20 protein-coding genes are annotated in these 21,999 nt (G+C 66.0%); 10 read left to right on the top strand and 10 right to left on the bottom strand.

Features of this window, described 5'->3' with window-relative positions:
* Nucleotides 1-203 precede the first annotated feature (203 nt).
* The gene (locus N4T19_RS21570; protein ID WP_116924736.1) at nucleotides 204-1,229 is read left to right on the top strand and encodes a sensor domain-containing diguanylate cyclase; all 1,026 of its coding nucleotides are present in this window, start codon (nucleotides 204-206) and stop codon (nucleotides 1,227-1,229) included.
* Nucleotides 1,230-1,260: 31 nt separating this feature from the next.
* Here N4T19_RS21570 and N4T19_RS21565 read toward each other — a convergent pair whose 3' ends face one another.
* From N4T19_RS21565 to apbC, 4 genes are all read right to left on the bottom strand, one after another.
* Nucleotides 1,261-1,548, bottom strand: a complete 288-nt coding sequence (locus N4T19_RS21565) for a hypothetical protein (protein WP_133248069.1) — start codon at nucleotides 1,546-1,548, stop codon at nucleotides 1,261-1,263.
* Complete coding sequence (locus N4T19_RS21560; protein WP_260718978.1) at nucleotides 1,548-3,839, bottom strand: FdhF/YdeP family oxidoreductase; 2,292 nt, start codon at nucleotides 3,837-3,839, stop codon at nucleotides 1,548-1,550. Before N4T19_RS21560 ends, N4T19_RS21565 begins: the two co-directional genes overlap by 1 nt.
* A 118-nt stretch (nucleotides 3,840-3,957) precedes the next feature.
* The gene (locus N4T19_RS21555; protein ID WP_116924733.1) at nucleotides 3,958-4,929 is read right to left on the bottom strand and encodes a LysR family transcriptional regulator; all 972 of its coding nucleotides are present in this window, start codon (nucleotides 4,927-4,929) and stop codon (nucleotides 3,958-3,960) included.
* Complete coding sequence (gene apbC, locus N4T19_RS21550; RefSeq protein WP_116924732.1) at nucleotides 4,929-6,020, bottom strand: iron-sulfur cluster carrier protein ApbC; 1,092 nt, start codon at nucleotides 6,018-6,020, stop codon at nucleotides 4,929-4,931. The genes N4T19_RS21555 and apbC overlap by 1 nt, the downstream gene beginning before the upstream one ends.
* Nucleotides 6,021-6,129: 109 nt before the next feature.
* On the opposite strand from apbC, the gene N4T19_RS21545 reads away from it, so the two are divergent.
* The 4 genes from N4T19_RS21545 to N4T19_RS21530 all read left to right on the top strand — a co-directional run bounded on the left by N4T19_RS21545 (nucleotide 6,130) and on the right by N4T19_RS21530 (nucleotide 10,714).
* Nucleotides 6,130-6,708, top strand: a complete 579-nt coding sequence (locus N4T19_RS21545; RefSeq protein ID WP_116924731.1) for a restriction endonuclease — start codon at nucleotides 6,130-6,132, stop codon at nucleotides 6,706-6,708.
* 83 nt (nucleotides 6,709-6,791) lie between these two features.
* Nucleotides 6,792-8,057 (top strand): patatin-like phospholipase family protein, encoded by a 1,266-nt coding sequence (locus N4T19_RS21540; protein ID WP_260718977.1) that lies wholly within the window; start codon nucleotides 6,792-6,794, stop codon nucleotides 8,055-8,057.
* Between the two features lie 123 nt (nucleotides 8,058-8,180).
* On the top strand, nucleotides 8,181-10,331 hold the full coding sequence (metG, locus tag N4T19_RS21535) for a methionine--tRNA ligase (RefSeq protein WP_182345115.1): 2,151 nt from the start codon (nucleotides 8,181-8,183) through the stop codon (nucleotides 10,329-10,331).
* 5 nt (nucleotides 10,332-10,336) lie between these two features.
* Nucleotides 10,337-10,714: a hypothetical protein gene (locus N4T19_RS21530; protein WP_116924913.1), complete on the top strand. Its 378-nt coding sequence runs from the start codon at nucleotides 10,337-10,339 to the stop codon at nucleotides 10,712-10,714.
* 21 nt (nucleotides 10,715-10,735) lie between these two features.
* On the opposite strand, the gene N4T19_RS21525 is transcribed toward N4T19_RS21530, so the two are convergent.
* Together N4T19_RS21525 and N4T19_RS21520 are read right to left on the bottom strand one after the other, a co-directional pair.
* Nucleotides 10,736-11,410 carry a YitT family protein gene (locus N4T19_RS21525; protein WP_116924729.1) on the bottom strand — a complete coding sequence of 225 codons (675 nt, stop codon included), beginning with the start codon at nucleotides 11,408-11,410 and terminating at the stop codon, nucleotides 10,736-10,738.
* Nucleotides 11,411-11,572: 162 nt separating this feature from the next.
* Nucleotides 11,573-12,067 (bottom strand): outer membrane protein assembly factor BamE, encoded by a 495-nt coding sequence (locus tag N4T19_RS21520; protein WP_116924728.1) that lies wholly within the window; start codon nucleotides 12,065-12,067, stop codon nucleotides 11,573-11,575.
* 44 nt (nucleotides 12,068-12,111) lie between these two features.
* Here N4T19_RS21520 and N4T19_RS21515 point away from each other — a divergent pair, with 44 nt between their 5' ends.
* From N4T19_RS21515 to N4T19_RS21505, 3 genes are all read left to right on the top strand, one after another.
* Nucleotides 12,112-12,318 carry a DUF3460 family protein gene (locus N4T19_RS21515; protein WP_021026491.1) on the top strand — a complete coding sequence of 69 codons (207 nt, stop codon included), beginning with the start codon at nucleotides 12,112-12,114 and terminating at the stop codon, nucleotides 12,316-12,318.
* Nucleotides 12,319-12,381: 63 nt separating this feature from the next.
* On the top strand, nucleotides 12,382-13,245 hold the full coding sequence (locus N4T19_RS21510; protein ID WP_116924727.1) for a segregation and condensation protein A: 864 nt from the start codon (nucleotides 12,382-12,384) through the stop codon (nucleotides 13,243-13,245).
* 70 nt (nucleotides 13,246-13,315) lie between these two features.
* Nucleotides 13,316-13,678, top strand: a complete 363-nt coding sequence (locus N4T19_RS21505) for a 5-carboxymethyl-2-hydroxymuconate Delta-isomerase (protein WP_116924726.1) — start codon at nucleotides 13,316-13,318, stop codon at nucleotides 13,676-13,678.
* Nucleotides 13,679-13,795: 117 nt separating this feature from the next.
* Here N4T19_RS21505 and N4T19_RS21500 read toward each other — a convergent pair whose 3' ends face one another.
* Both N4T19_RS21500 and N4T19_RS21495 read right to left on the bottom strand, forming a co-directional pair.
* A complete protein-coding gene (locus N4T19_RS21500; protein ID WP_116924912.1) occupies nucleotides 13,796-15,364 on the bottom strand; it encodes a TerC family protein in 1,569 nt (522 codons plus the stop codon).
* A 243-nt stretch (nucleotides 15,365-15,607) separates the two neighbouring features.
* The gene (locus N4T19_RS21495; RefSeq protein ID WP_260718976.1) at nucleotides 15,608-17,452 is read right to left on the bottom strand and encodes a chorismate-binding protein; all 1,845 of its coding nucleotides are present in this window, start codon (nucleotides 17,450-17,452) and stop codon (nucleotides 15,608-15,610) included.
* Nucleotides 17,453-17,503: 51 nt separating this feature from the next.
* Here N4T19_RS21495 and N4T19_RS21490 point away from each other — a divergent pair, with 51 nt between their 5' ends.
* Both N4T19_RS21490 and N4T19_RS21485 read left to right on the top strand, forming a co-directional pair.
* A complete protein-coding gene (locus tag N4T19_RS21490; RefSeq protein WP_260718975.1) occupies nucleotides 17,504-18,160 on the top strand; it encodes a tRNA-uridine aminocarboxypropyltransferase in 657 nt (218 codons plus the stop codon).
* A 108-nt stretch (nucleotides 18,161-18,268) separates the two neighbouring features.
* Nucleotides 18,269-19,798 carry a M20/M25/M40 family metallo-hydrolase gene (locus tag N4T19_RS21485; protein WP_116924723.1) on the top strand — a complete coding sequence of 510 codons (1,530 nt, stop codon included), beginning with the start codon at nucleotides 18,269-18,271 and terminating at the stop codon, nucleotides 19,796-19,798.
* Between the two features lie 96 nt (nucleotides 19,799-19,894).
* Here N4T19_RS21485 and N4T19_RS21480 read toward each other — a convergent pair whose 3' ends face one another.
* Both N4T19_RS21480 and N4T19_RS21475 read right to left on the bottom strand, forming a co-directional pair.
* Nucleotides 19,895-20,947 (bottom strand): purine-nucleoside phosphorylase, encoded by a 1,053-nt coding sequence (locus N4T19_RS21480; protein WP_182345111.1) that lies wholly within the window; start codon nucleotides 20,945-20,947, stop codon nucleotides 19,895-19,897.
* A gap of 33 nt (nucleotides 20,948-20,980) precedes the next feature.
* Nucleotides 20,981-21,970, bottom strand: coding sequence for a LysR family transcriptional regulator (locus N4T19_RS21475; protein ID WP_116924721.1), 990 nt, complete (start codon nucleotides 21,968-21,970; stop codon nucleotides 20,981-20,983).
* Nucleotides 21,971-21,999 lie beyond the last annotated feature (29 nt).

Below are 21,999 nucleotides of genomic sequence, written 5' to 3'. Positions count from 1 at the left end.
CATGCTGCAAGCAGAGTCAAAGTGGCAAAAGCGCTTCCCCGAAGCACCACTGCCTACGCTGGCACAACACCTACCCTGCCCCCTGCAGACCCGTGCCAGCAGATTTTGTAGACGCACCCTACCGGCCCCATTGAAAGAGATCATCCCCAAGCAGTCGATTGCGAGTTACGATATGAAACAACAATCTCCCAACGAGCCATCCTATGAATGCCTTGATTTCACAATTGGGCCAGACGTTTGCTAAAGCTCGCAGTCTGGAGGAGCTGACGCGCCCCCTGCTGGAGATGCTGCAAAAAGTCACCAGTCTGGAATCCACCTACCTCACACGCATTGACCTGGGCCAGCGTGTCCAGCAGGTGCTGTTCGCGCGCAATACCCAAAGCCTGCAGATTCCCGAGAACCTGAGCGTGCCTTGGGAAGACACCTTGTGCAAACGCGCCATCGATGAGAACTGCCTCTACACCGACGATGTCAGCCACCTCTGGGGCGACTCGCAGGCCGCGCAGGCGCTGGGCATCCAGACCTATGCCAGCACGCCGGTGCACCTGTCCGATGGCATGCTCTACGGCACCCTGTGCGGCGCCAGTGCATCGCGCAAACCGCTGCTGCCCGAGACACGGGATGTGATGCGCCTGTTTGCCCAGTTCCTGGGCCAGCAGGTCGAGCGCGAGCAGCTGCTCGTGCAGATCCAGGTGCAAAACGAAGAGCTGCAGCGCCTGGCGCGCACCGATGCGCTGACCGGCCTGCCCAACCGCCGCGCACTGATCGAGCAGCTCGACCAGCTGCAGGCCATTGCCCGCCGCCAGGAGCGCTATGTGCTCGTGGGCATGATCGACATGGATGGCTTCAAGGCCATCAACGACGGCTATGGCCATGAAGCGGGCGACCGCTTCTTGCAGCTGCTGTCCGAGCAGATGCGCCAGGCGATGCGCGGCTCGGACCTGATCGCCCGCCAGGGCGGCGATGAGTTCGTTTTTGCCGGGCTGGGCCCCCACCTGCATGAGCCAATTGCGCCGGCTTTGAGCGAGACACAGGCGCGCCTGTTTGCCAGCACCCGGGCCGAGTCGCTGTGCCTGGGCCAGGGCGTGAGCCTGAACTACACCGGCGCCAGTGTGGGCCTGGTGGCCGTCACGCCGGGCACCCATGCCGATACCGCGTTGCAGCAGGCCGATCTGGCCATGTACCAGACCAAGCAGGCGCGTAAAGCCCGCCATCCGGTCGCCGCTTGATCCAACGCCTCAGCAAACCCTGAGGCGGCGATCAAGCCTCGCCGATCTGCGCCGCAGCCGCTGCGCCGGCCGCCGTCAGCGCCAGCATCCAGCGCCCATCCACCGCCTGGGCAAGCACCCAGGCAGGCTGCTGGGCCTGCTCCAACAGCAGGTTGAGCATCGCCAGCTCGCGCAGCAGGCTGCTGGCAGGGGCATCCAGGCGCTTGGCGATGCGCACCAGCGGTACCGCCTGCCCGGTGCGGGCCTGCTCTTGCGCCAAAGCCGTCAGCAGATGCTGCGCCAGCGGCGAGAGGGCCGGGGCGGTGCTCAACGTCCCCATCACTGCGGTGCTTGTCCGGGCTCGAGCACCACGGGGATCGATTTGGAGGTGGGCGTGCCGGCATGGGCCGCCACGGCCGACAGCGGCACCAGCGGATTGGTCTCCGGGTAGTAGGCAGCCAGGTTACCGCGCGGAATGTCATAGGCCACCAGCTTGAAGCCCTCGACACAGCGCTGCTGGCCATCGTCCCAAACGGTGCGGATATTCACCCAGTCCCCATCGGCCAGGCCCAGCGCGCGGATGTCATCGGCATGGATGAACACCACCCGGCGCTGGCCAAACACGCCCCGGTAGCGGTCATCCATGCCATAGATCGTCGTGTTGTACTGGTCGTGCGAGCGGGTGGTCAGCAAGGTAAACACCTGCTGGTCACGCAGCCGCACACGCGCCCGGTGCGTGGGGGTATCGACCGGCACCGCATGGGCGTGGAAGCTGGCCTTGCCGCTGGCCGTGGCCCAGATGCGCTCGCTGGCGGTGTTGCGCAGCCGAAAGCCACCGGGCACGGCCACCCGCTGATTGAAGTCGGCAAAATCGGGGAAGACCTTGGCGATCTCGTCGCGGATCAGCGCGTAGTCGGCGGCCAGCGCCAGCCAGTCCACCCGGCTGCGCGCGCCCAAGGTGGCATGGGCCAGGCGCGCCACAATCGCCGGCTCGGACAGCAGATGGGCCGAGGCGGGCGGGTTCATGCCCATCGACAGGTGCACCATGCTCATCGAATCCTCGACCGTCACGCCCTGGGGCTGGCCGTTTTGCAGATCGATCTCGGTGCGGCCCAGGCAGGGCAGCAGCAAGGCCTCGCGGCCATGGACCACATGGCTGCGGTTGAGCTTGGTGGTGACCTGCACGGTCAGCGCGCAGCGCTGCAGGCCTTTCCAGGTTTCATAGGTATCGGGCGTGGCGGCGGCAAAATTGCCCCCAAGCGCAAAAAACACCTGGGCCTGGCCATCGCGCATGCTGGCAATGGCGTCCACCGTGTCCATGCCGTGGGCGCGGGGCGGCGCAAAGCCATAGACCTCCTGCAGCCGGTCGAGCAAGGCCGCCGGCGGCTTTTCCCAAATGCCCATGCTGCGGTCGCCCTGCACATTGCTGTGGCCGCGCACCGGGCACGGCCCCGCTCCTGGCCGGCCGATATGGCCGCGCAGCAGCAGCAGGTTCAAAATCATCTGGATGGTGGCCACCGAATGCGCATGCTGGGTAATGCCCATGCCCCAGCAGGCAATCACCTTGTCCGCGCCCAGGTAGACATCAGCCGCCGCCCGCATCTGCGCTTCGCTCAGGCCCGATTCCTGCACCAGCAGCGCCCAGTCTTCAGCCTGCAGGCTTTGCGCCATCGTCTCAAAACCGGTGGTGTGCACGGCGATAAACGCATGGTCGAGCACGCCGCCCCGCGCCGCCTCCTGCTCCAGCACATGCTTGAGCATGCCACGCAGCGCTGCCAGATCGCCGCCCACACGCAGCTGAAAATAGTGCGTGCTGATGGGGCTGGAGCCCAGGGTCGCCATCTCCAGCTTGTCCTGCGGATCGGCAAAGCGCTCCAGCCCACGCTCGCGCAAGGGGTTGAAGCTGACAATGCGCGCGCCGCGCTTGTGCGCCTCGCGCAATTCGCCCAGCATGCGCGGGTGGTTGGTGCCCGGGTTCTGGCCAAAGATGAAGATCGCATCGGCCTGTTCAAAATCGTCCAGGGTCACCGTGCCCTTGCCCACGCCGATCTGCTCGCGCATCGCCGAGCCACTGGGCTCGTGGCACATGTTCGAGCAATCGGGGAAATTGTTGGTGCCGTATTCGCGCACAAACAGCTGGTAGAGAAAAGCCGCCTCGTTGCTCGCCCTACCGGAGGTGTAGAACACCGCCTGGTCCGGGCTGGGCAGCGCATTCAGGTGCTGGGCAATCAGCGCAAAGGCATCGTCCCAGGCAATGGGCAGGTAGTGGTCGCTGGCCGCGTCATAGACCATCGGATGCGTCAGCCGGCCCTGGTCCTCCAACCAAAAGTCGCTGTGCTGGGCCAGCTCGCGCACGCTGTAGCGGGCAAACAGCTCGGGGCCCGCACGCCGGGCCGTGGCCTCGGCGGCGACGGCCTTGACGCCGTTCTCACAGAACTCGAAGGTCGAGGCATGGTTGCGGTCGGGCCAGGCGCAGCCCGGGCAGTCAAAGCCATCGGGCTGGTTGGCCGACAGCAGCGTCTTGGCACCCTTGAGCGCAATGTCGTGGTGCAGCAGCGTGTTCTTGACACTGTTCAAAGCGCCCCAGCCACCGGCTGGGCCTTTGTAGAAGGCGATTTTCTGTTCTTGCATGGCAGGGACTGGTTAGAACGCGGCTGCGTAGAGATCGTGAACACGTTCTCAGCCCTGCATTTCAACCCGCTGCCCGCTGGCCGTCAAATTCAATGCGGCAATGCCGGCATTCGACAAACTATGGCTGGGGTGGCGGCGCAGTTGCCAAGGCCTGCAAAGCCCCGGCATGCTGCAGGCATTGCTGCTGCCATTCATCCAACGCCATCAGTGCGCGCGCCGCCTCCATAGCGGGCATCGCCTGCTGGGATTGCTGGTAGAGAAAGGCCACCTCGCTCACGACCACCGGCTCGGCCAGCGGCCAGGCGCGCAGACCTGGTGTATGGCGCACGGTCGCCAGCACGGCGCCGGGCACGATGCTGGCCATCTGGCCCTCGCCCACCGCCTGCAGCAAGGCCTGGACCGAGTTGGTCTCCATCGCCGCCTGCACCAGCACGCCGACGGCCAAAAAGCTGCGCTCCACAATCTGGCGGTTGTGCATATCGGGGGTCAGCAGGCACAGCGGCTGCTGCGCAGCCTGCACCCAGGTGAGGGGCTCGGCCGCATGCAGGGTATCGGCCACGCAGGCGCGTGCTGGCGCGGACTGCAGCAGGTAGTAGTGCTCCTGGTACTGGGGCGCGCAGTGGGTGCGCGGGCGGCGGATGCGGTCGCTGTAGCCCAGCGCCAGGTCCAGGCTCAGCTCTTCGAGGCCGCGCTCGATGTCGGGCGAGCTCATCGCATGCAGCGCCGGCACCAGGCCCGGGTGCTGCTGGCGCAGCAGACTGGCAAAGCGCAGCAGCATTGGCATGGCCGTGGGCACGGCCGCCATGCGCAGCTGCCCTTGCAACTGCCCCGCCTGGGCCGAGAGGCGCTGGCGCAGGCGCGCCTCGCTTTGCAGCATCTCCAGCCCGGTTTGCAGTACCTGCTCGCCCTCGGGCGTAAAGCCGGCAAACACCCGGCCCCGGCGCACGATGGCCACGCCAAACTCGGCCTCCAGCGCGCGCAGCGCATTGGACAGCGCCGGCTGGGTGATGTGGCAGGCTTGGGCTGCCCGCGCGAAATGGCCATGCGCATGGAGCGCGGCCAGGTAGCGCATGGCAGCGAGCAGGTTCATCAGGTGTTGCTGCTCACGGAGATCGTCGGGAACTTCGACGAGAAATCCTTGGCCTGCTGCGCAATCTTGACCGCAATGCTGCGCGCCACCTGCCGGTAGATGGCGGCCACTTCGCTGTCGGGCGCGGCCACCACGGTGGGAGTGCCGCTGTCGGCCTGCTCGCGGATCTGCATCGACAGCGGCAGCGCGCCCAGGTAGTCCAGCTTGTAATCGGCTGCCATGTGCTTGCCGCCATCGGCGCCAAAGATATGCTCCACATGGCCGCAGTTCGTGCAGACATGCATGGCCATGTTCTCGATCACGCCAAGGATGGGCACGCCCACCTTCTCGAACATCTTGATGCCCTTGCGCGCGTCGAGCAAGGCAATGTCCTGCGGCGTTGTGACGATCACCGCACCGGTCAACGGCACGCGCTGGCTCAAGGTCAGCTGGATGTCACCGGTGCCCGGTGGCATGTCGATCAGCAGGTAGTCGAGCCCCGCCCAGTTGGTCTGGCGCAGCATTTGCTCGAGCGCCTGCACGGCCATCGGCCCGCGCCAGATCATCGCCTGGTCCTGGTCGACCAAGAGGCCGATCGACATCACCTGCACGCCATGGTTGAGCTTGGGCTCCATGGTCTTGCCATCGCTGCTCTCGGGCTTGCCGTCCACGCCCATCATCATGGTCTGGCTGGGGCCGTAGATATCGGCGTCCAGCACGCCCACGCTGGCGCCCTCGGCCGCCAGGGCCAGCGCCAGGTTGGCGGTGGTAGTGCTCTTGCCCACGCCGCCCTTGCCCGATGCCACCGCAATGATGTTCTTGACGCCCGGTATCAGCGGCACACCGCGCTGCACCGCATGCGAGATCACCTTGTTGCTGATGCTCACCGAGACGTTGTCCACGCCCGGCACCGTCTTGGCAGCGGCCACGAACTGGCTGCGCAGCTGCGGCACCAGGCTTTTGGCTGGATAGCCCATCTCCACCTCAAAGGCGACGTCGCCACCGTTGATCTGGAGGTTGCGCACGGCACGCGTGCTGACAAAATCTTTGCCCGTATGCGGGTCTTGAACACTGGCCAGCGCGGCCAGTATCGTTGGTTCGGTCACTGTCATCGTGTTTTCTATTCCTGAGACAGCAATAAGTCTAGCGAACCGCGCTTGCCCTTGCGAACCAGCGACAATCTGGGCTTTTGCCCCTGCACCTCTTGAAAGACCTGCACCCGTGAAACTGAAAATGGCCGAGAACTCCGTGTTTGCAATCTTGCTGCGCTCGTCGTGGTGGATCAGTGTGGTGGTCGGAGCCATCATCGTGGTGCTGTGCCTGGCGCTGCTGCCCAAGGACATCCGCTTTGTCGGCGCTGCCGGCAGCCTGCCTTTCCTCGTGATCGGCGCCATGGCCGCCAAGCGCCAGTGGAGCCAGCCCAGCGCTGCGGCCACCGAGGCGCTGCTCGCGCAAGCTGGCGCCATGTCCAGCCGCGATCTGCAGGCCTGGCTCAGCCGCGCCTGGCAGGCCGAGGGCTACGCTGTCACCCCCGTGCAGCAAGGCGCGGCCGATCTGCAGCTGGCGCGCAACGGCCAGACGACCCTGGTGCAGACCAAGCGCAGCAAGGCCGGCGTGCACGGCATCGAGCCGCTGCGCGCGCTGCATGACGCGGCCAGCCAGGCCGGCGCCGCCAGCGTCTATGTGCTGCTGCAAGGCGAGCTAAGCGACAATGCCCGCCTGTTTGCCCGTGACCAAAAAATCGTGCTGCTGCAGAACCTGGAGCTGGCGACCTTGCTGAAAAAGGGCGCGGCGCGCTGATGCTGCACCGCCTGCGCCCGCAGTAGCGATTGAGCGACAGGGCCGCTTGGCGACGGCCTGCAGTTTCGGCTATGGTGCAGGCCATGTCGCCCGCTCTGCACTACAGCCCCCATTCCGCCGCCACCGCCATCGTGCTCTCCGGCGGCGGCGCGCGTGCCGCCTACCAGGTGGGAGTGCTGCAGGCGCTCTCGCGCCTGCGCCAGAACGCCGGGGCCGACCATGAACCAACGCCCTTTCCCATCGCGGTTGGCACCTCGGCCGGCGCGATCAATGCCGCAGGTCTTGCCTGCGGCGCTGACCATTTCGACCTGGCCGTGCAGCGCCTCTCGCGGGTGTGGCGCAATTTCTCCACCAGCCAGGTCTACCGTGCCGATGCCTTTGGCGTGATGCGCAGCGGCGCGCGCTGGCTGAGCCTGTTGACGCTGGGCTGGGCGCTGACGCGCTGGCACCATAGCAAACCGCGCTCGCTGCTGGACAACGCGCCGCTCCTGGAGCTGCTCAAGGCCGAGCTGCCGCTGGAGAAAATCCCGCACCTGCTGCACAGCGGCAAGCTGTCGGCGCTGGCGATCACCGCATCGAGCTACACCACAGGCGAGCACATCACCTTCTATGAAGCCGGCCCGCATGTGCCCGCCTGGTCGCGCACGCAGCGCCGCGCCATCCAGGACCGCATCAGCCACCAGCACCTGATGGCCTCCTCGTCCATCCCCTTCATCTTTGCGCCCGCCGAGCTGATGCTGCGCGGCCAGTACAACTACCTGGGCGATGGTGCGATGCGCCAGACCGCGCCGCTCGCCCCAGCCGTGCACCTGGGCGCCCAGCGCATCGTTGTCGTCGGCGTCGGCCGCTCACACGAGGTGCTGAACCTGCCCCAGGGCGAACACCCGCCGTACCCCTCGCTCGCGCAGGTGGCCGGCCACGCGCTGTCCACCATCTTTCTCGATGCGCTGTCGGTCGATGTGGAGCGGGCCCAGCGCATCAACCACACCTTGAGCCTGATCCCCGAGGCCGAGCGCGCCCGCAGTGCCTTGCGTCCGCTGGACCTGCTGGTAATCACGCCGTCGCAGTCGCTGGACGCTTTGGCGCTGGCCCACCTGCAAGAGCTCCCTACGCCGGTGCGCACGCTGCTGGGCGCGATGGGCGTGTCCATGCACAGCCAGAACGTGGGCAGCGCAGCACTGGCCAGCTATTTGCTGTTCGAGCCGGGCTACACCCGGGCACTGATGGCGCTGGGCCGAGCCGACACCATGGCCCAGCGCGACGAGGTCTGTGCCTTTTTTGGCTGGGGCAGCCGCCCCACCGGCCCCGCCAAACCCCTGGTCGCGCCAGCTGGCCCCGTAAGCGCCTAGAATTGCTCGGTTCTGGAGCGCCCGCGGGCGCGAGGGCTGGCCGCGCGCCGCCCTGCCTGTGACCAGAATCCGCAACGGCCGCTGGCCTGCGTCCTCTCTGTGATTAGAAAGTTCCGCAACCCTATGTCTCAACGAAAGATTTTCGTCACCACCGCCCTGCCGTATGCGAACGGCAACTTCCACATCGGCCACATCATGGAGTACATCCAGGCCGATACCTGGGTGCGTGCGCAGCGAATGCAGGGCAATGCGGTCAACTTTGTCGGTGCTGATGACGCCCATGGCGCGCCCATCATGATTGCCGCCGAAAAAGCCGGCAAGACGCCCCAGCAGTTTGTGGCCGACATCGCCGCCGGCCGCAAGCAGTACCTCGACGGCTTCCACATCGGTTTTGACAACTGGAGCAATACCGACAGCCCCGAGAACCACGAGCTGTCCAAGCAGATCTATCTGGACCTGAAAAAAGCCGGCTTTATCGAGACGCGCACCATCGAGCAGTTCTTCGACCCCGAGAAGAACATGTTCCTGCCTGACCGCTTCATCAAGGGCGAATGCCCGCGCTGCCACGCCAAGGACCAGTACGGCGACAACTGCGAGGTCTGCAGCTCGGTGTATGCGCCCACCGATCTGATCAACCCCTACTCGGCGCTGTCTGGTGCCAAGCCGGTGATGAAGAGCTCGGAGCATTTCTTCTTCAAGCTGTCCGACCCGCGCGCGGTCGAGTTCCTGACCAGCTGGACCCAGGACGGCCAGCATGTGCAGCCCGAGGTGGCCGCCAAGATCAAGGAATGGTTTGGCGTGCGCACCAACCCCGATGGCTCGACCAGCGAAGGCCTGGACGACTGGGACATCTCGCGCGATGCGCCCTACTTCGGCATCGAGATCCCCGATGCACCGGGCAAGTACTTCTACGTCTGGCTCGATGCGCCCGTGGGCTACCTGGCGTCGCTCAAGAACCTGCTGGCCCAGCGCGGCGAAGACTACGACGCCTACATGGCCGACCCGGCGCTCGAGCAGTACCACTTCATCGGCAAGGACATCATCACCTTCCACACCCTGTTCTGGCCGGCGATGCTGAAGTTCAGCGGCCGCAAGACCCCGACCAAGATCTGCGTGCATGGCTTCCTGACGGTGAACAACGGCGAGAAGATGAGCAAGAGCCGGGGCACGGGCCTGGACCCACTCAAGTACCTGGCCCTCAAGATGAACCCCGAGTGGCTGCGCTACTACCTGGGCGCCAAGCTCAATGGCAAGAACGAGGACATCGACTTCACTGCCGAAGACTTCATGCTGCGCGTCAACTCCGACCTGATCGGCAAGTACGTGAACATCGCCTCGCGCGCCGCTGGCTTTATCAGCAAACGCTTTGAAGGCCGCCTGGGCGAAGTGAGCGCTGATGGCCAGGAGCTGCTGGCCGTGCTGCGCGCGCAAAAGGAGGCGATTGTGGCCGCCTACGAGGTGCGCGACACCGCCCGCGCCGCGCGCGAGATCATGCTGCTGTGCGACAAGGTCAACAGCTATGTCGATGCCAACAAGCCCTGGGAGCTGGCCAAGAAGGACGACATGCAGGCGCGCCTGCACGACGTGTGCACGGTCTGCATCGAGGCCTTTCGCATCCTGACCATCTACCTCAAGCCGATGCTGCCGGGCGTCGCCGCCGAAGTGGCGAACTTCCTGATCGTGCCGCCCGAGCAATTTGGCGACGTAGACAAGGCGCTGGGCGCCGGCCACCAGATTGGCATCTACCAGCATTTGATGCAACGCGTGGACCCCTTGCAGCTCGAGGCGCTGTTCGAGACCCCTGCCAGCCAGGAAAAGGCCGCCGCCGCTGCAGCGCCTGCCAAGGCCAAGAAGGCAGACAAAAAAGCCGAGGCCGTGGTGGACCCGAACGCCCCCGGCGGCGAGCCATTGGCCGAGACCATCGGCATTGACGACTTTGCCCGCATCGACCTGCGCATCGCCAAGATTGTCGAATGCAAGGCCGTCGAAGGCTCGACCAAGCTGCTGCAGCTGACCCTGGATGTCGGCGAAAAGGGCGATGACGGCCAGCCGAAGATGCGCAATGTGTTCAGCGGCATCAGCAGCATGTACACGCCAGAGCAGCTGCAAGGCAAGCTCACCGTGCTGGTGGCCAACCTGGCGCCGCGCAAGATGAAGTTCGGCATCTCCGAAGGCATGGTGCTGGCCGCCAGCCACGCCGATGAGAAGGCCCACCCCGGCATCTATGTGCTCGAGCCCTTCCCCGGCGCGCTGCCCGGCATGCGCATCCATTGATCTGCATGGCTGCTGACCGCCCCCGCTGCAAGCCCCTGCGCTCCCTAGCCGCAGGGGCTTTTTACTGCATCTGCGCATCGCTGCTGGGCGGCTGCAGCGTGGTGACCGTGGGCGCCGCTGCCGTCAGCGTGACCGCCACTGCCGTGGGGCTGGCGGCCGATGCAGCTGTGGGCACGGCCAAGGTGGTGGGCAAAGGCGTCGGCAAGGCCTATGACATGGCCACCGGCGAGGAGCAGGACAACAGCGGCATCACCGTGCGCTACCGGGAGCCCAAGCCGGGCGAGACCTTCCCGCCGCAGCAGCAGGCCCAGCCGCTGCCAGCACCCACACAGCCAGCGCCACCGGCCATGCCCCCAGAAAGAGCCATCCCCAGCGGGCCCTGAATGGCGCGGGCTCAGGCCGGGTCAGTTACCGGCATAGCGCCCGGGCCGGTGGCTGATCCACAGGAACACGCTCATCACGATGGCGGCCAGCACCGAGTACGCCACGCGCTCGAGGGGCACGACCCACAGCGCCAGCAGCACGACCGTGCAGTCGATGACCATCTGCACCTTGCCGGCGCGGATGCCATAGCGGTCCTGCAGGTAGAGCGACACGATGGTGGCGCCGCCCAGGCTGGAGCGGTGGCGCGCCAGGAAGAGGCAACCGGTGCCCATCAACAGGCCTCCGGCAATCGCGGCATACAGCGGGTTGAGGTAATCGATATGGATAAAGCGCGGCCCGATATCGACCAGCAGCGCCAGCAGCGCCACCGAGACAAAGGTCTTGATCGTGAACTCCGGCCCCATGCGCGTCCAGGCGAACCAGTAAAAGGGCAGATTGATCGCAAAGAAAATCGCGCCAAACGGCAGGCCTGTGGCGTAGTGCAGCAAGAACGCCAAGCCTGCCGTGCTGCCCGTCAGCAGCCCGGCCTGCGCAAACAGCCCCAGGGTGATCGAGACAAACAGCGAGCCGGTGAACAGCGCCTGTGCATCTTCAAAGCGGCCATGGCGCAGCGCAGGGCCAAGCGACGCGGGCGCAGCGGCGACAGGGCCAGGCAGGGCCGTGGGGCCATCAGGGCGGGATAGCGGTGAGGACATGTCGGGTTGACAGCAAGTTTCATGCCCGCACAAGGGTGGTGCGCGGGGCTGCCTGGCATGGGTAATGCTAGGTATAAACCCGAATTTTAAAGAGTTTCAGCCCGTTACGGTTAGGCATATCCGCAACAGTTCAGGGCCCTTCAGTGCAAATGAAGGCAGCGCTCAGCGGCTATTCACCACCTGGGTGCTGTTGCTGCGCAGCACCTTGCCCTGGGCGTCAAACACCACGGTGAACAGCATCTTGGTGCTGGGCGGGTCGATCCAGCCCCAGTCCCATTCGGCCTCGTTCTTCAGCGGATAGCTGGTGCGCTTGGCCGGCTGGCCCAGCAGGCGGCGGATCTGCTGCTGATCCATGCCCGGCTGCACCTTGGCAAAGTAGGCAGGGGCCAGCACCTGGCGCAGCGCGCTCATCTTGCCGTCGGTGCCAATGGTGATCATGTAGTTCTGCGCACCGGCGGGCTGGCGCGTGTACTCCAGCGTGTGCGAGCCATCGGCCTCGTCCCAGATCTGGTTGGGCTCACCAAAGCGGTCGCGCACGTCCTGCTCGGTGGAGACGTGCTCTTCCAGTTCCTTGATGCGCTGCTGGTCGCAGCCCGCCAAAAACACGGAAACGGCCAGCGCAGAGGTGGCGATTGCAAGCTTGGTGAAGAAGGACATGGTCAGGTTCGGTAGAATCCAGGCACAAGAGGTAAATATACGCTATGTCTTTCTTCCGCCGCCCCGACTACCAATCCGACACCACCCAGTTCCTGCTCAAGCTCAAGGCCGACAAGCCCGAGCTGGAACAAGGCCAGCGCGAAGGCCGTGCCCTGCTCTGGGACAAGGATCTGGACCGCCAGCAGCAAGCCGAGTACCAAACCGCACGTGTGGCGCAAAAGCCCTACGTGTACCAAACCAACCACGATTGATCGCCCTGCCCGCTGCCGGCCGCCTGGCCCGCAGCGGCTTTCGATCCCGCATAGCCCCCGCGCATGGCAACACCCGGCAACCTGACCCAGGCTGAGGACGACGTGCGCCCCGCCGCTGGGGCTGCCGCCATGCCCGAGGTGGTGGATCAGGTCGCGCTCGCGCGGCTCTACGGCGAGCCGCTGTTTGCCATGCCCACCGACCTGTACATCCCGCCCGATGCGCTGGAGGTGTTCCTGGAGGCGTTTGAAGGCCCGCTGGACTTGCTGCTCTACCTGATCCGCAAGCAGAACTTCAACATCCTCGACATCCCGATGCTGAGCGTCACCCGCCAGTACCTGAGCTATGTCGACGAGATCCGCAGCCGCAACCTGGAGCTGGCCGCCGAGTACCTGCTGATGGCCGCGATGCTGATCGAGATCAAGTCGCGCATGCTGCTGCCGCCCAAAAAGCAGGCCGAGGGCGAAGAGGCCGAAGACCCGCGTGCCGAGTTGGTGCGCCGCCTGCTGGAGTACGAGCAGATGAAGCTCGCCGCCCAGGGCCTGGGTGCCGTGCCGCAGTATGGGCGCGACTTCATCAAGGCCCAGGTCTTTATCGAGCAGGCGCTGCAGCCGCGCTTTCCCGATGTGGAGATGTCCGAGCTGCAAGAGGCCTGGCGCGACATCCTCAAACGCGCCAAGCTGGTGCAGACCCACAAGATCACCCGCGAGGAGCTCTCGGTGCGCGAGTACATGAGCGCGATCCTCAAGCGACTGCAAGGGCGGCGCTTTGTTGAGTTCGAGGACATCTTCGAGCCGGAAAAAGGCAGCACCGTGCTGGTGGTGACCTTCATCGCGCTGCTGGAGCTGGCCAAGGAAACGCTGATCGAGATCACCCAGGCAGAAGCCTTTGCGCCCATCTATGTGCGGCTGTCCTATACGCCCGTCTAGCACGGCGGGATCGGACCGAGCCGCTGCCCAAGCCCCTTTTCACTGCCCTTTATTCCATCGGAGACACACCATGCCGCATCTCGTCATCGAATACACCAGCAACCTGGAGAACTTCCCCGAGGCCCATCTGCTCGATGCCCTCAACGCCGCCGTCATCGCCAGCGGCCAGGTGCAAAACGAGCAGGACCTCAAGAGCCGCACCGTGCGCACCGAGCAGTTCGTCATTGGCGCCGACCCCACCGCCCTGCGCGGCTTTGTGCATGCCGAGCTGCGCCTGCTGGCCGGCCGCACGCCCGAGGCCAAGCGTGACCTGTCCGACCGCATCGGCGCGGTGCTGCGCGAGTTCACGCCCCACCCCGAAGGCATGCTGGTGCAGCTGAGCGTGGACATTGTCGACATGGACCGGGGCGCGTACTACAAGGGCACGCTGTAAGCAGCCTTCAGGGGCCGCGAGCTTCGCGGCACCGCCAATACAAAGGCCTGCCGTCTCTCTGAAGACGGCAGGCCTTATTCATGCAGAGGCGGTGCCAGGCAGCCGCCTACGCAGGGGTCAGTGCTCCAGAGGCATCTGGCCCTTGTTTTCCTTCTCTATGCGGATCTTGCGCATCACACCATCGGTGGCCTCGGTGACGGAAAACTGCCAGCCATCGATCACCACCACATCGCCTTGCTGGGGCAGCGCGCCGTTGAACTCGGTGAGCAACCCGCCCAAGGTGGTGAAGGCATCGGCCGACGACACCAACTCACTGGAGCCCAGCAGCTGCTGCACCATGTGCACATCGGCCGCGCCGCTGGCAATCCACGTGTCGGGCTCCCCGTCCACCGCCTGGATCGTGAAGCTCTCGTCCTCGTCGGGAAACTCGCCGGCAATCGCCTCGAGCACATCGACGGGCGTCACCACGCCGCTCATCACATGGAACTCGTTGATCACGATGACCATATGGCCCTTGGACTGGCGCAGGTCGTTGATCAGCGCGATGACGCCAGCCCCCTCGGGCACCATCAGCGGCTTGCGGATGGTGGCCGGCTGGATGGCGCCATGCCGCATCAGGTCCATCAGCATGTCCTTGGCGCGCGCCACCCCCTGGAGCTGGTCCACATGGCCCAGGCACACCGGCAAATGGCTGTGCGGATTGTCAGCGAGCGAGCGCTGGATGGCCTCGGCATCGTCATCCAAATCAACCCAGTCCACGTCCGAGACTGGCGTCATGATCGAGCGCACCTTGCGGTCTGCCAGCGCCAGCACGCCGCTCACCATGATGCGCTCTTCGGGCGCAAAGGTCAGCTCGGCCTCGGCGGCGGCCGGGTCGTCCTGCGCATGCTCGGCCTGGGCATTGCCACTGCGCCCGGCCATCAGCGACAACACCTTGAGGGCCGTGCGCTCGCGCAGCGGCACGCGCTGCTCATGGCGGATCGCGTTGCGCGAGGACACCTGGTTGAAGGTCTCGATCAGGATCGAGAAACCAATGGCGGCGTACAGATAGCCCTTGGGCACATGGAAGCCCAGGCCTTCGGCCACCAGGCTGAAGCCGATCATCAGCAGGAAGCTCAGGCAGAGAATGACGATGGTCGGGTGCGCATTGACAAAGCGGGTCAGCGGCTTGGAGGCAAACAGCATCACACCGATCGAGATGATGACCGCTGCCATCATCACGCCCAGGTTGTTGACCATGCCCACGGCCGTGATTACCGCGTCGAGCGAGAAGACCGCATCGAGCACCACGATCTGCGCGACCACGGCCGAGAAGCTGGCGTAGACCGTGCTGCTGGACTTGCTCATGCTCACGCCTTCCATGCGCTCATGCAGCTCCGTCGTGGCCTTGAACAGCAGGAACAAACCGCCCAGCAGCAAGATCAGGTCGCGCCCCGAAAAACTGAGCGGCCCGACGGAAAACAGCGGTTGCGTGAGCGTGACCAGCCAGGAGATGGCGGTGAGCAGCCCCAGGCGCATCACCAGGGCCAGCGACAGGCCGATGACACGCGCCTTGTCCCGCTGGTGGGGCGGCAGCTTGTCGGCCAGGATCGCGATAAAGATGAGATTGTCGATGCCCAGAACGATCTCCAGCACCACCAAGGTGAGAAGACCAATCCATATCTGCGGGTCGGAGAGCAGCTCGATCATGCGGCGCTCCCTTCAACGGGCAGAGACACCGTCAGCGGTGTACTGGGGCTAGAACGAAAGAACAGCGACAGCGTGGTCGCACACGGGAGAGGCTCAGGGTCCGGGTTGTCGGGCATAAAATCCGAAGGGTTGCTAAACAGCCTCCATGGTAGCGTGCGGCAAAAAAACCTTGGGCCTCTGGCCCATTCGTCACGGTGGCGACATGCTGTGATTCTGCAGGCACCGGCCTTTTTGCCGGGCTCAGCCAGCCATTCCGGCCTGCGGCCACACCGGCGCCTCACCCAACACCCGAGCCGGAATCCAGCCGCGCAGGCTGTTGAGAAAAGCCCAGGCTTGCACACGCGGCGCATCGCTCAGTGTCACCACCGCTTCCACCACCTGACCCGCCTCCAGCGCCAGGCGGCGCCCTACACCGGGCAACAAGCCGCAATGCAGCGCGGGGGTGACCCAGCGGCCATCGAGTTGCATGGCGATATTGCCCCGGGTGGTCTCGGTGATCTCGTCAGCCTCGTTCCACAGCAGGGTGTCGAACACGCTGCTGTCCTGCGGCGCCCAGCGCTCATAGTGCGCGCGGCGGCTGGTCTTGAAGCGCACAAACTCGCCATGCGCCTCGGCCAGTGGCACAGGCGCCCATTGCAGCACCACCTGCGCGGGCGATGGCGGGCATGCAAAGGCTTCGGCCTGGAAAGTGCCCTGGGCATCAAGCAGCAAGCGCAGGCGCCACAGGCCTTGCGGGTGGGATGCAGCCAGCGCGTCCAAAGCCGCTTGCGCGGCCACCGCATCCCAGCGGTAGCCAAAATGCGCGGCCGCAGCGGCCATGCGCTCCAGGTGCAGCGCGGCATGGCGCAGCTGGCCACCGTCCAGCGCCAAGGTCTCGATCAGGCTAAAGGGCATGCTGGCCCGCTCCAGAAAAGCGCGCTTGTGCATCCATTCGCGCCACTCACCGTCGGCCGTCGCATCGGCAGTGATGCCGCTGCCAATACCGCATTGCAGTTGCGTGCCGCGCAAGGCCACGGTGCGGATCGGTACATTGAAAGTAGCGCGTATGCCCTCTGCGCCATCGGAGCGCACCACGCCCAGCGCGCCACAGTACCAGCCGCGTGGCTCCGTCTCCAACACAGCAATCGCCTGCATCGCCGCCCGCTTGGGCGCGCCGGTGACCGAGCCACAGGGAAACAAGGCCTGCAGCACATCGACCAGGCCGGTGCCCTGGGGCAGGCGGGCACGCACGTCCGAGGTCATCTGCCAGACGGTGGGAAGGGCCTGCAGCGCAAACAGCTGGGGTACCTGCACACTGCCCAGCTCGGCGATGCGCGCCAGATCATTGCGCAGCAGGTCGACCACCATCACGTTCTCGGCGCGCTCCTTGGCCGATGCGCGCAAGGCCTGGGCCTGGGCCTCGTCCTGCGCGGGGCTGGCGCCCCGTGCGGCGGTACCCTTCATCGGGCGGGTGAGGATGTCGCCTGCGCCCGCCTCCGGCTGATGCCAGTCGAAAAACAGCTCGGGCGACACCGACAGCAGTTGCTCCTCACCCCGGTCGATATGCAGCGCATAGCCACCGGGCTGGGCCTGCTGCAGCGCGGCAAACAGCGCGGCGCCGTCCACATCGCCGCCGCCAGGCAAGGCGCTATCGCCTTGCAGCTGCTGGGTGTAGTTGATCTGGTAATAAGCGCCGTCGCGGATATCGGCATGGATGCGTGCCATCTGCATATCGAACTGCGGGCGGGCGAGCGTGCTGCGCCATTGCACCTGCACGGCAGGCGTCTGTGCCTCAGGCAGCTGCGCGATGTCAGCAGCTGGCGCATCCCACACCGCAAACCAGGCCAGGGGCTCGCCGCTGAGCGCTGCCTGTGTGGGCAAATAGGGGTTCAGCGCGGTGGCGGCCTCATAGCGCAGACCACCGACGCAGCAGGCCCCGGCGCGCGCGGCCTGCTCCACAGCATCCAGCAAGGCGCGCAACGATGGCGCATCCTGCGCCTCCAGCACGCGGTCGGGACCCGTCAGGCTCAGGCGCAGGCGCTCCCGTTCGCCAGACAAAGGCTGGCCCATGTCGATGCGGGCAGAAAAGGGCTTGTGCGCTGTCATAGGGGCGCCAGCATAGCTGCCTGGCCTTGTCCTTGCAGCACAATAGCCATCTTGTCCGCTTCTCACGCCACACCTGTGCCCTCCGCCCCGCGCCGCGCCCAATGCCCCAACTGCCTGCGTCCGCTAAGCGCCTGCATCTGCGCGCTGGCGCAGCCGGTGCAGGCTGCCACCCAGGTGCTGATCCTGCAACACCCGCTGGAGCTGCAAGAGGCCAAGGGCACCGCGCGCCTGCTGCACCTGTGCCTGCCGGGCAGCCAGCTGGTAGTGGGCGAGGCCTTTGACCCAGTGCAGCTGCAGCAATGGCTGCATGGCCCCTGGCCGGGCGCGCAGGCACCGCAGCAAACGCTGCTGCTCTACCCCCAGACGCCCGACCAGCCCGCCGCCTTGAGCACGGCGGCGGGCAGCGATGCGCCAGCAGGCATTCGGCGCCTGGTACTGATCGATGGCACCTGGCGCAAAAGCCGCAAGATGCTTTACGCCAACCCGCTGCTGGCCCAGTTGCCCCGCCTGGCGCTGACGGACACCGGGCCGGCCGGCTACCGCATCCGCAAGGCGCCGCGCGCGGGCCAATTGTCGACCCTGGAGGCCGCCGCGCTGGCGCTGCAGCAGCTGGAGGCCTGGCCCGGTGGCGCGCCGCCGCTGCAGGCGCTGCAGCAGTCCTTTGACGGGCTGATCGCACAATACGAACGCCTGCGCACGGCACACTGAGCGATTGGCGCCCTGGCGACAATGCGCCCGCCTGCGCCCCCGTGGGTGAACGCGCACTCGGACATACTCCAGACCAAGCTGTTTTTTTATCTCTGACGGAGCCCTTGCATGAAGTTCTCGACCCTCACCCTGCTCAGCGCTGCGCTGTGCGCCGCCGGCCTGGCACAGGCCGCTGCCCCCTCGGATGCCAGCGTGCAAAAGGCCAGCAGCGCCAGCCTGCGCGAATGGATCGAGGTGCTGGCGCTGCCCAATGACTCGAATGTGGCGGCCGACATCGAGAAGAATGCGCAGTGGTTCAAGGCGGCGCTGGACAAGCGCGGCTTCCAGACCCAGCTGCTCCCCAACCAGGGCAAGCCCATGGTGCTGGCCACCCTGCCGCCCGTGCCCGGCGCCACCAAGACGGTGCTGTTCTACGCCCATATGGATGGCCAGGCGGTGACGCCGGCCGAATGGCAGCAGGAGAGCCCCTGGAAGCCGGTGCTCAAGGAACGCCAGGCCGATGGATCCTGGAAAGAGATTGCGCTCGACCAGCTCTACGGCGCCGAGCCCAACCCCGAGTGGCGTGTGTTTGGCCGCTCCTCGTCCGATGACAAGGCCCCCATCATCATGCTGATGGCCGCCCTCGATGCGCTGAAGCAGCAGGGCCTGGCGCCCAGCACCAATATCAAGATCCTGCTCGACTCCGAAGAGGAAAAGGGCTCGCCATCGCTGGGCGGTGTCATCAATGCGAACCTGGATGCCTTGAAGGCCGATGCACTGCTGGTGCTCGATGGCCCCATGCATGCCAGCAACCGCCCGACCCTGGTATTTGGCAACCGGGGCGTGGCCCAGGCCACCTTGACCATCTATGGCCCGAGCCAGGATCTGCACAGCGGCCACTATGGCAACTATGCCGCCAACCCCGCGTTCACGATGGCGCAGCTGCTCGCCTCGATGAAGGCGCCCGATGGCCGCGTGCTCGTCAAGGGCTACTACGACGGCATCCGCTTTGATGCCCCCACCCAGGCCGTGATGCAGGCCGTGCCCGATGACGAAGTCGCGCTGCGCAAGCGCCTGGGCATTGCCCAGGCCGAGAAGGTGGGCAACAACTACCAGGAGTCGATGCAGTACCCCTCGCTCAATGTACGCGGCCTGCAAAGCGCCGATGTAGGCGCCAAGGCCCGCACCGTGGTGCCCGCCCAGGCGATTGCCGAGCTGGACCTGCGCACGGTCCCCGAGACCCCACCCGAGCGCCTGCTGCAGCTGCTCAAGACCCATATCGAAGGCCAGGGCTTTACCTTGATCGAGGGCGAGCCCAGCGCCGAGCAGCGCGCCCAACACCCCAAGCTCGCCAGCCTGAAGATGGGCGGCGTGTCGGCCTCGTCCAGCGCCGTGCGCACCGATCTGAACGCTCCCATTGGCGACTGGCTGCGCCAAGGCATGCAGCAGGCATGGGGCCAGGCCCCTGTGCAGATCCGCATGATGGGCGGCACGGTCCCCACCGGCGCAGCGGTGCAGGCGCTCAAGGTGCCCTTTGTGATCGTGCCCATGGTCAATGCCGACAACAACCAGCACAGCAAGAACGAGAACATGCGCCTGGGCAACTACTTCGATGGCGTCAAGAGCCTGGCGTCCATCCTGAGCCAGCCCTGGAAATAAGCACAAAAAAAGGCCCCCCAAGTGCATGGGGGGCCTGCGGTACCGGGCCGGGCCGGGGCGCTCAGCCCAGCTCAATCCAGCTCAACCCCGCTCTGATCAGCGCTGGGCCGGCACGCCATCCTTCCATTGCGGCCAGTCCTTGACGACGGTGTCGACAAAGACGCCGCCGACGGCCGCCACATTGGCCACCGTCTCGGCAAAGCCGCCCGCGGTTTCGCCGGGCTTGGGGTCCAGGTGGGCCTGGGTGGTTTCCTGCGGGTTGCCCTGGTCAAAATTGACCGAGCCGCGCAGGCTCAGAACGCGGTCCGTGCCATGGCTGCGCTTCAAGACCAGCGCAATGGCGGCGGCCTCCATCTCGGTGGCGACATAGTCGTCCGCACCGTAGAGCTTGGCAATGTACTGCGCCTCTTGGGACAGGCCAGGGCCGTGGAAGAAGGTGTCGCCCGTCATGTGCGTGCCCACATGCACGCTGGGCGCCTTGCGCGCGGCCGCATCGGGGTAGCGCAAGCGGTAGCGCTGGGCTGCGTCGCTGTCCTGCAACGGCACGGCGCGGCTCATCGCATAGGCGGCCTGGGTCAGGGCCGGGTTCAGCGCAAAGCGGCGGTAGTCTTCATAGCCCTTGCGTGGCATGAACACTGGCGCACCGGCCTGGCCCTCTTCGGGCGCCCAGCGGTGGCCCAAGTCGTAGTCAACCAGCCAGCTGCCCCAGGTCACATCGCCAATGGTGCCGCGCGAAGGCGGGGTGCCGGCCACGCCGCTGATCACATAGTAGGCTCGGTCAAAATTGAACTGCGGGTTCAGCACGATGGCCTGCATCGATGCCGAGGCATTGACCTTGCCCATGCCCAGCACACTGCCGCAAACCCCATCGGCATTGCAGAACACCGGCCCCAGCGCGCCGGGCACCTGGATAGGCCGGGCATCGCGGAAATAGCGCTCATACCAGTGCTGGAACTCACCGGCCCGGTCACCGGTGTTGGCACCGATCTCGAACATGGCCGCGACAAACACCTTGACCTGGACCGGCGGCGCGGCCTGCGCGGTCTGGGCCGCGCTGCGGCCGGTGCTGGCGCAGCCGGACAGCAGCGCCAGCAGCAAGGCGCTGGCGCACAGCGGACGGGCGAGAGAGCGAAGCGGGGCACGGGACATGGGGCATTTCTCCTGGGTCAGATCACCGGCCTATCACTGCGGCCCGGCATGCTGCGCATTGTAGGCCGGCAGGCTGGCTGCAGCCTGGGCCAGCGCGGTCAGCAAGGCATCGACTTCGGGGACCGCTGCCCGGTGCAGCGGCAGCAGCACCTGGGTGCGGAACGGAATCGAAAAAGCCAGCGGCCGCTGCACCAGGCCCTGGCCCATGCAGGCCTGCGCGGTGAAGGGGTTCACGATCGCCAGGCCCAGACCGTTTTGCACCATCGCGCATACCGCCACTGCGCTGTGCGTCTCCAGCAGCATCTGCCGGCCCACGCCGGCATCGGCAAACACCTGGTCGATCTGGATGCGGTAAGGATCGCCCTCGGCCAGGCTGATAAAGGCCTGGCCCGCGAAGTCGGCGGGCTGCAGCCGCTTCTTGCGCGCCAGCGGGTGGCCTGCGGGCAGCACGGCCACCTCATCGACCGCCGGCAGCGCCACCGCGCGCGTGCCCGCTGGCGCCTCGCCCTGCTCGGTCAGCCCCAGGTCATAGCGCTGGGCAGCCATCCACTGCTGCAACAGCGGCGCCTCCTGGGTGGCAACACTGACCGCCACCGGCCCTTGCGCCTGCTGCATGCGCGCCAGCGCCGCCGGCAGCAGCGCATGGCTGAGCGCAGGCATGCTCAGCACACTGATACGCGCCGCCTGTGGGCGCGACAGGGCCACTGCCCGGTCAATCACCCGGTCGAGCCCCTGCCAGCTGCGCTGCACCTCTTCCCATAGCGCCAAGGCGCGTGCATTGGGCCGCAGCCTGCCTTGCACCCGCTCAAACAGCGGGTAGCCCAGCAGCTGCTCCATGCGGGCCAGATCGCGGCTCACCGTCGGCTGGGAGCTGAACAGCAGTCCCGCCGCGCCGGTCACGCCCCCGGCCAGCATGACGGCGCGGAACACCTCGATATGGCGGTGCTGCAGCCGCGGCGCTGAGGGGCTGGGCTCCGGATGGAGATCGGAAGCGGATGGGACCGGGGCTGGCGGACGGGGCATGGCGGCTGGGCAACTCGAGAAAGACATAT

It is taken from the genome of Comamonas squillarum, from assembly GCF_025309455.1.
Lineage (GTDB): Bacteria > Pseudomonadota > Gammaproteobacteria > Burkholderiales > Burkholderiaceae_C > Comamonas > Comamonas squillarum.
This window is presented reverse-complemented; position numbering and strand designations above follow the sequence as displayed.

Excerpts from the sequence above, each read along its gene's own strand:
- N4T19_RS21570 (WP_116924736.1), top strand. The coding sequence starts at position 204 with ATGAATGCCTTGATTTCACAATTGGGCCAGACGTTTGCTAAAGCTCGC.
- N4T19_RS21565 (WP_133248069.1), bottom strand. The coding sequence starts at position 1,548 with ATGGGGACGTTGAGCACCGCCCCGGCCCTCTCGCCGCTGGCGCAGCAT.
- N4T19_RS21560 (WP_260718978.1), bottom strand. The coding sequence starts at position 3,839 with ATGCAAGAACAGAAAATCGCCTTCTACAAAGGCCCAGCCGGTGGCTGG.
- N4T19_RS21555 (WP_116924733.1), bottom strand. The coding sequence starts at position 4,929 with ATGAACCTGCTCGCTGCCATGCGCTACCTGGCCGCGCTCCATGCGCAT.
- apbC (WP_116924732.1), bottom strand. The coding sequence starts at position 6,020 with ATGACAGTGACCGAACCAACGATACTGGCCGCGCTGGCCAGTGTTCAA.
- N4T19_RS21540 (WP_260718977.1), top strand. The coding sequence starts at position 6,792 with ATGTCGCCCGCTCTGCACTACAGCCCCCATTCCGCCGCCACCGCCATC.
- metG (WP_182345115.1), top strand. The coding sequence starts at position 8,181 with ATGTCTCAACGAAAGATTTTCGTCACCACCGCCCTGCCGTATGCGAAC.
- N4T19_RS21530 (WP_116924913.1), top strand. The coding sequence starts at position 10,337 with ATGGCTGCTGACCGCCCCCGCTGCAAGCCCCTGCGCTCCCTAGCCGCA.
- N4T19_RS21525 (WP_116924729.1), bottom strand. The coding sequence starts at position 11,410 with ATGTCCTCACCGCTATCCCGCCCTGATGGCCCCACGGCCCTGCCTGGC.
- N4T19_RS21520 (WP_116924728.1), bottom strand. The coding sequence starts at position 12,067 with ATGTCCTTCTTCACCAAGCTTGCAATCGCCACCTCTGCGCTGGCCGTT.
- N4T19_RS21515 (WP_021026491.1), top strand. The coding sequence starts at position 12,112 with ATGTCTTTCTTCCGCCGCCCCGACTACCAATCCGACACCACCCAGTTC.
- N4T19_RS21510 (WP_116924727.1), top strand. The coding sequence starts at position 12,382 with ATGGCAACACCCGGCAACCTGACCCAGGCTGAGGACGACGTGCGCCCC.
- N4T19_RS21505 (WP_116924726.1), top strand. The coding sequence starts at position 13,316 with ATGCCGCATCTCGTCATCGAATACACCAGCAACCTGGAGAACTTCCCC.
- N4T19_RS21495 (WP_260718976.1), bottom strand. The coding sequence starts at position 17,452 with ATGACAGCGCACAAGCCCTTTTCTGCCCGCATCGACATGGGCCAGCCT.
- N4T19_RS21485 (WP_116924723.1), top strand. The coding sequence starts at position 18,269 with ATGAAGTTCTCGACCCTCACCCTGCTCAGCGCTGCGCTGTGCGCCGCC.
- N4T19_RS21480 (WP_182345111.1), bottom strand. The coding sequence starts at position 20,947 with ATGTCCCGTGCCCCGCTTCGCTCTCTCGCCCGTCCGCTGTGCGCCAGC.
- N4T19_RS21475 (WP_116924721.1), bottom strand. The coding sequence starts at position 21,970 with ATGCCCCGTCCGCCAGCCCCGGTCCCATCCGCTTCCGATCTCCATCCG.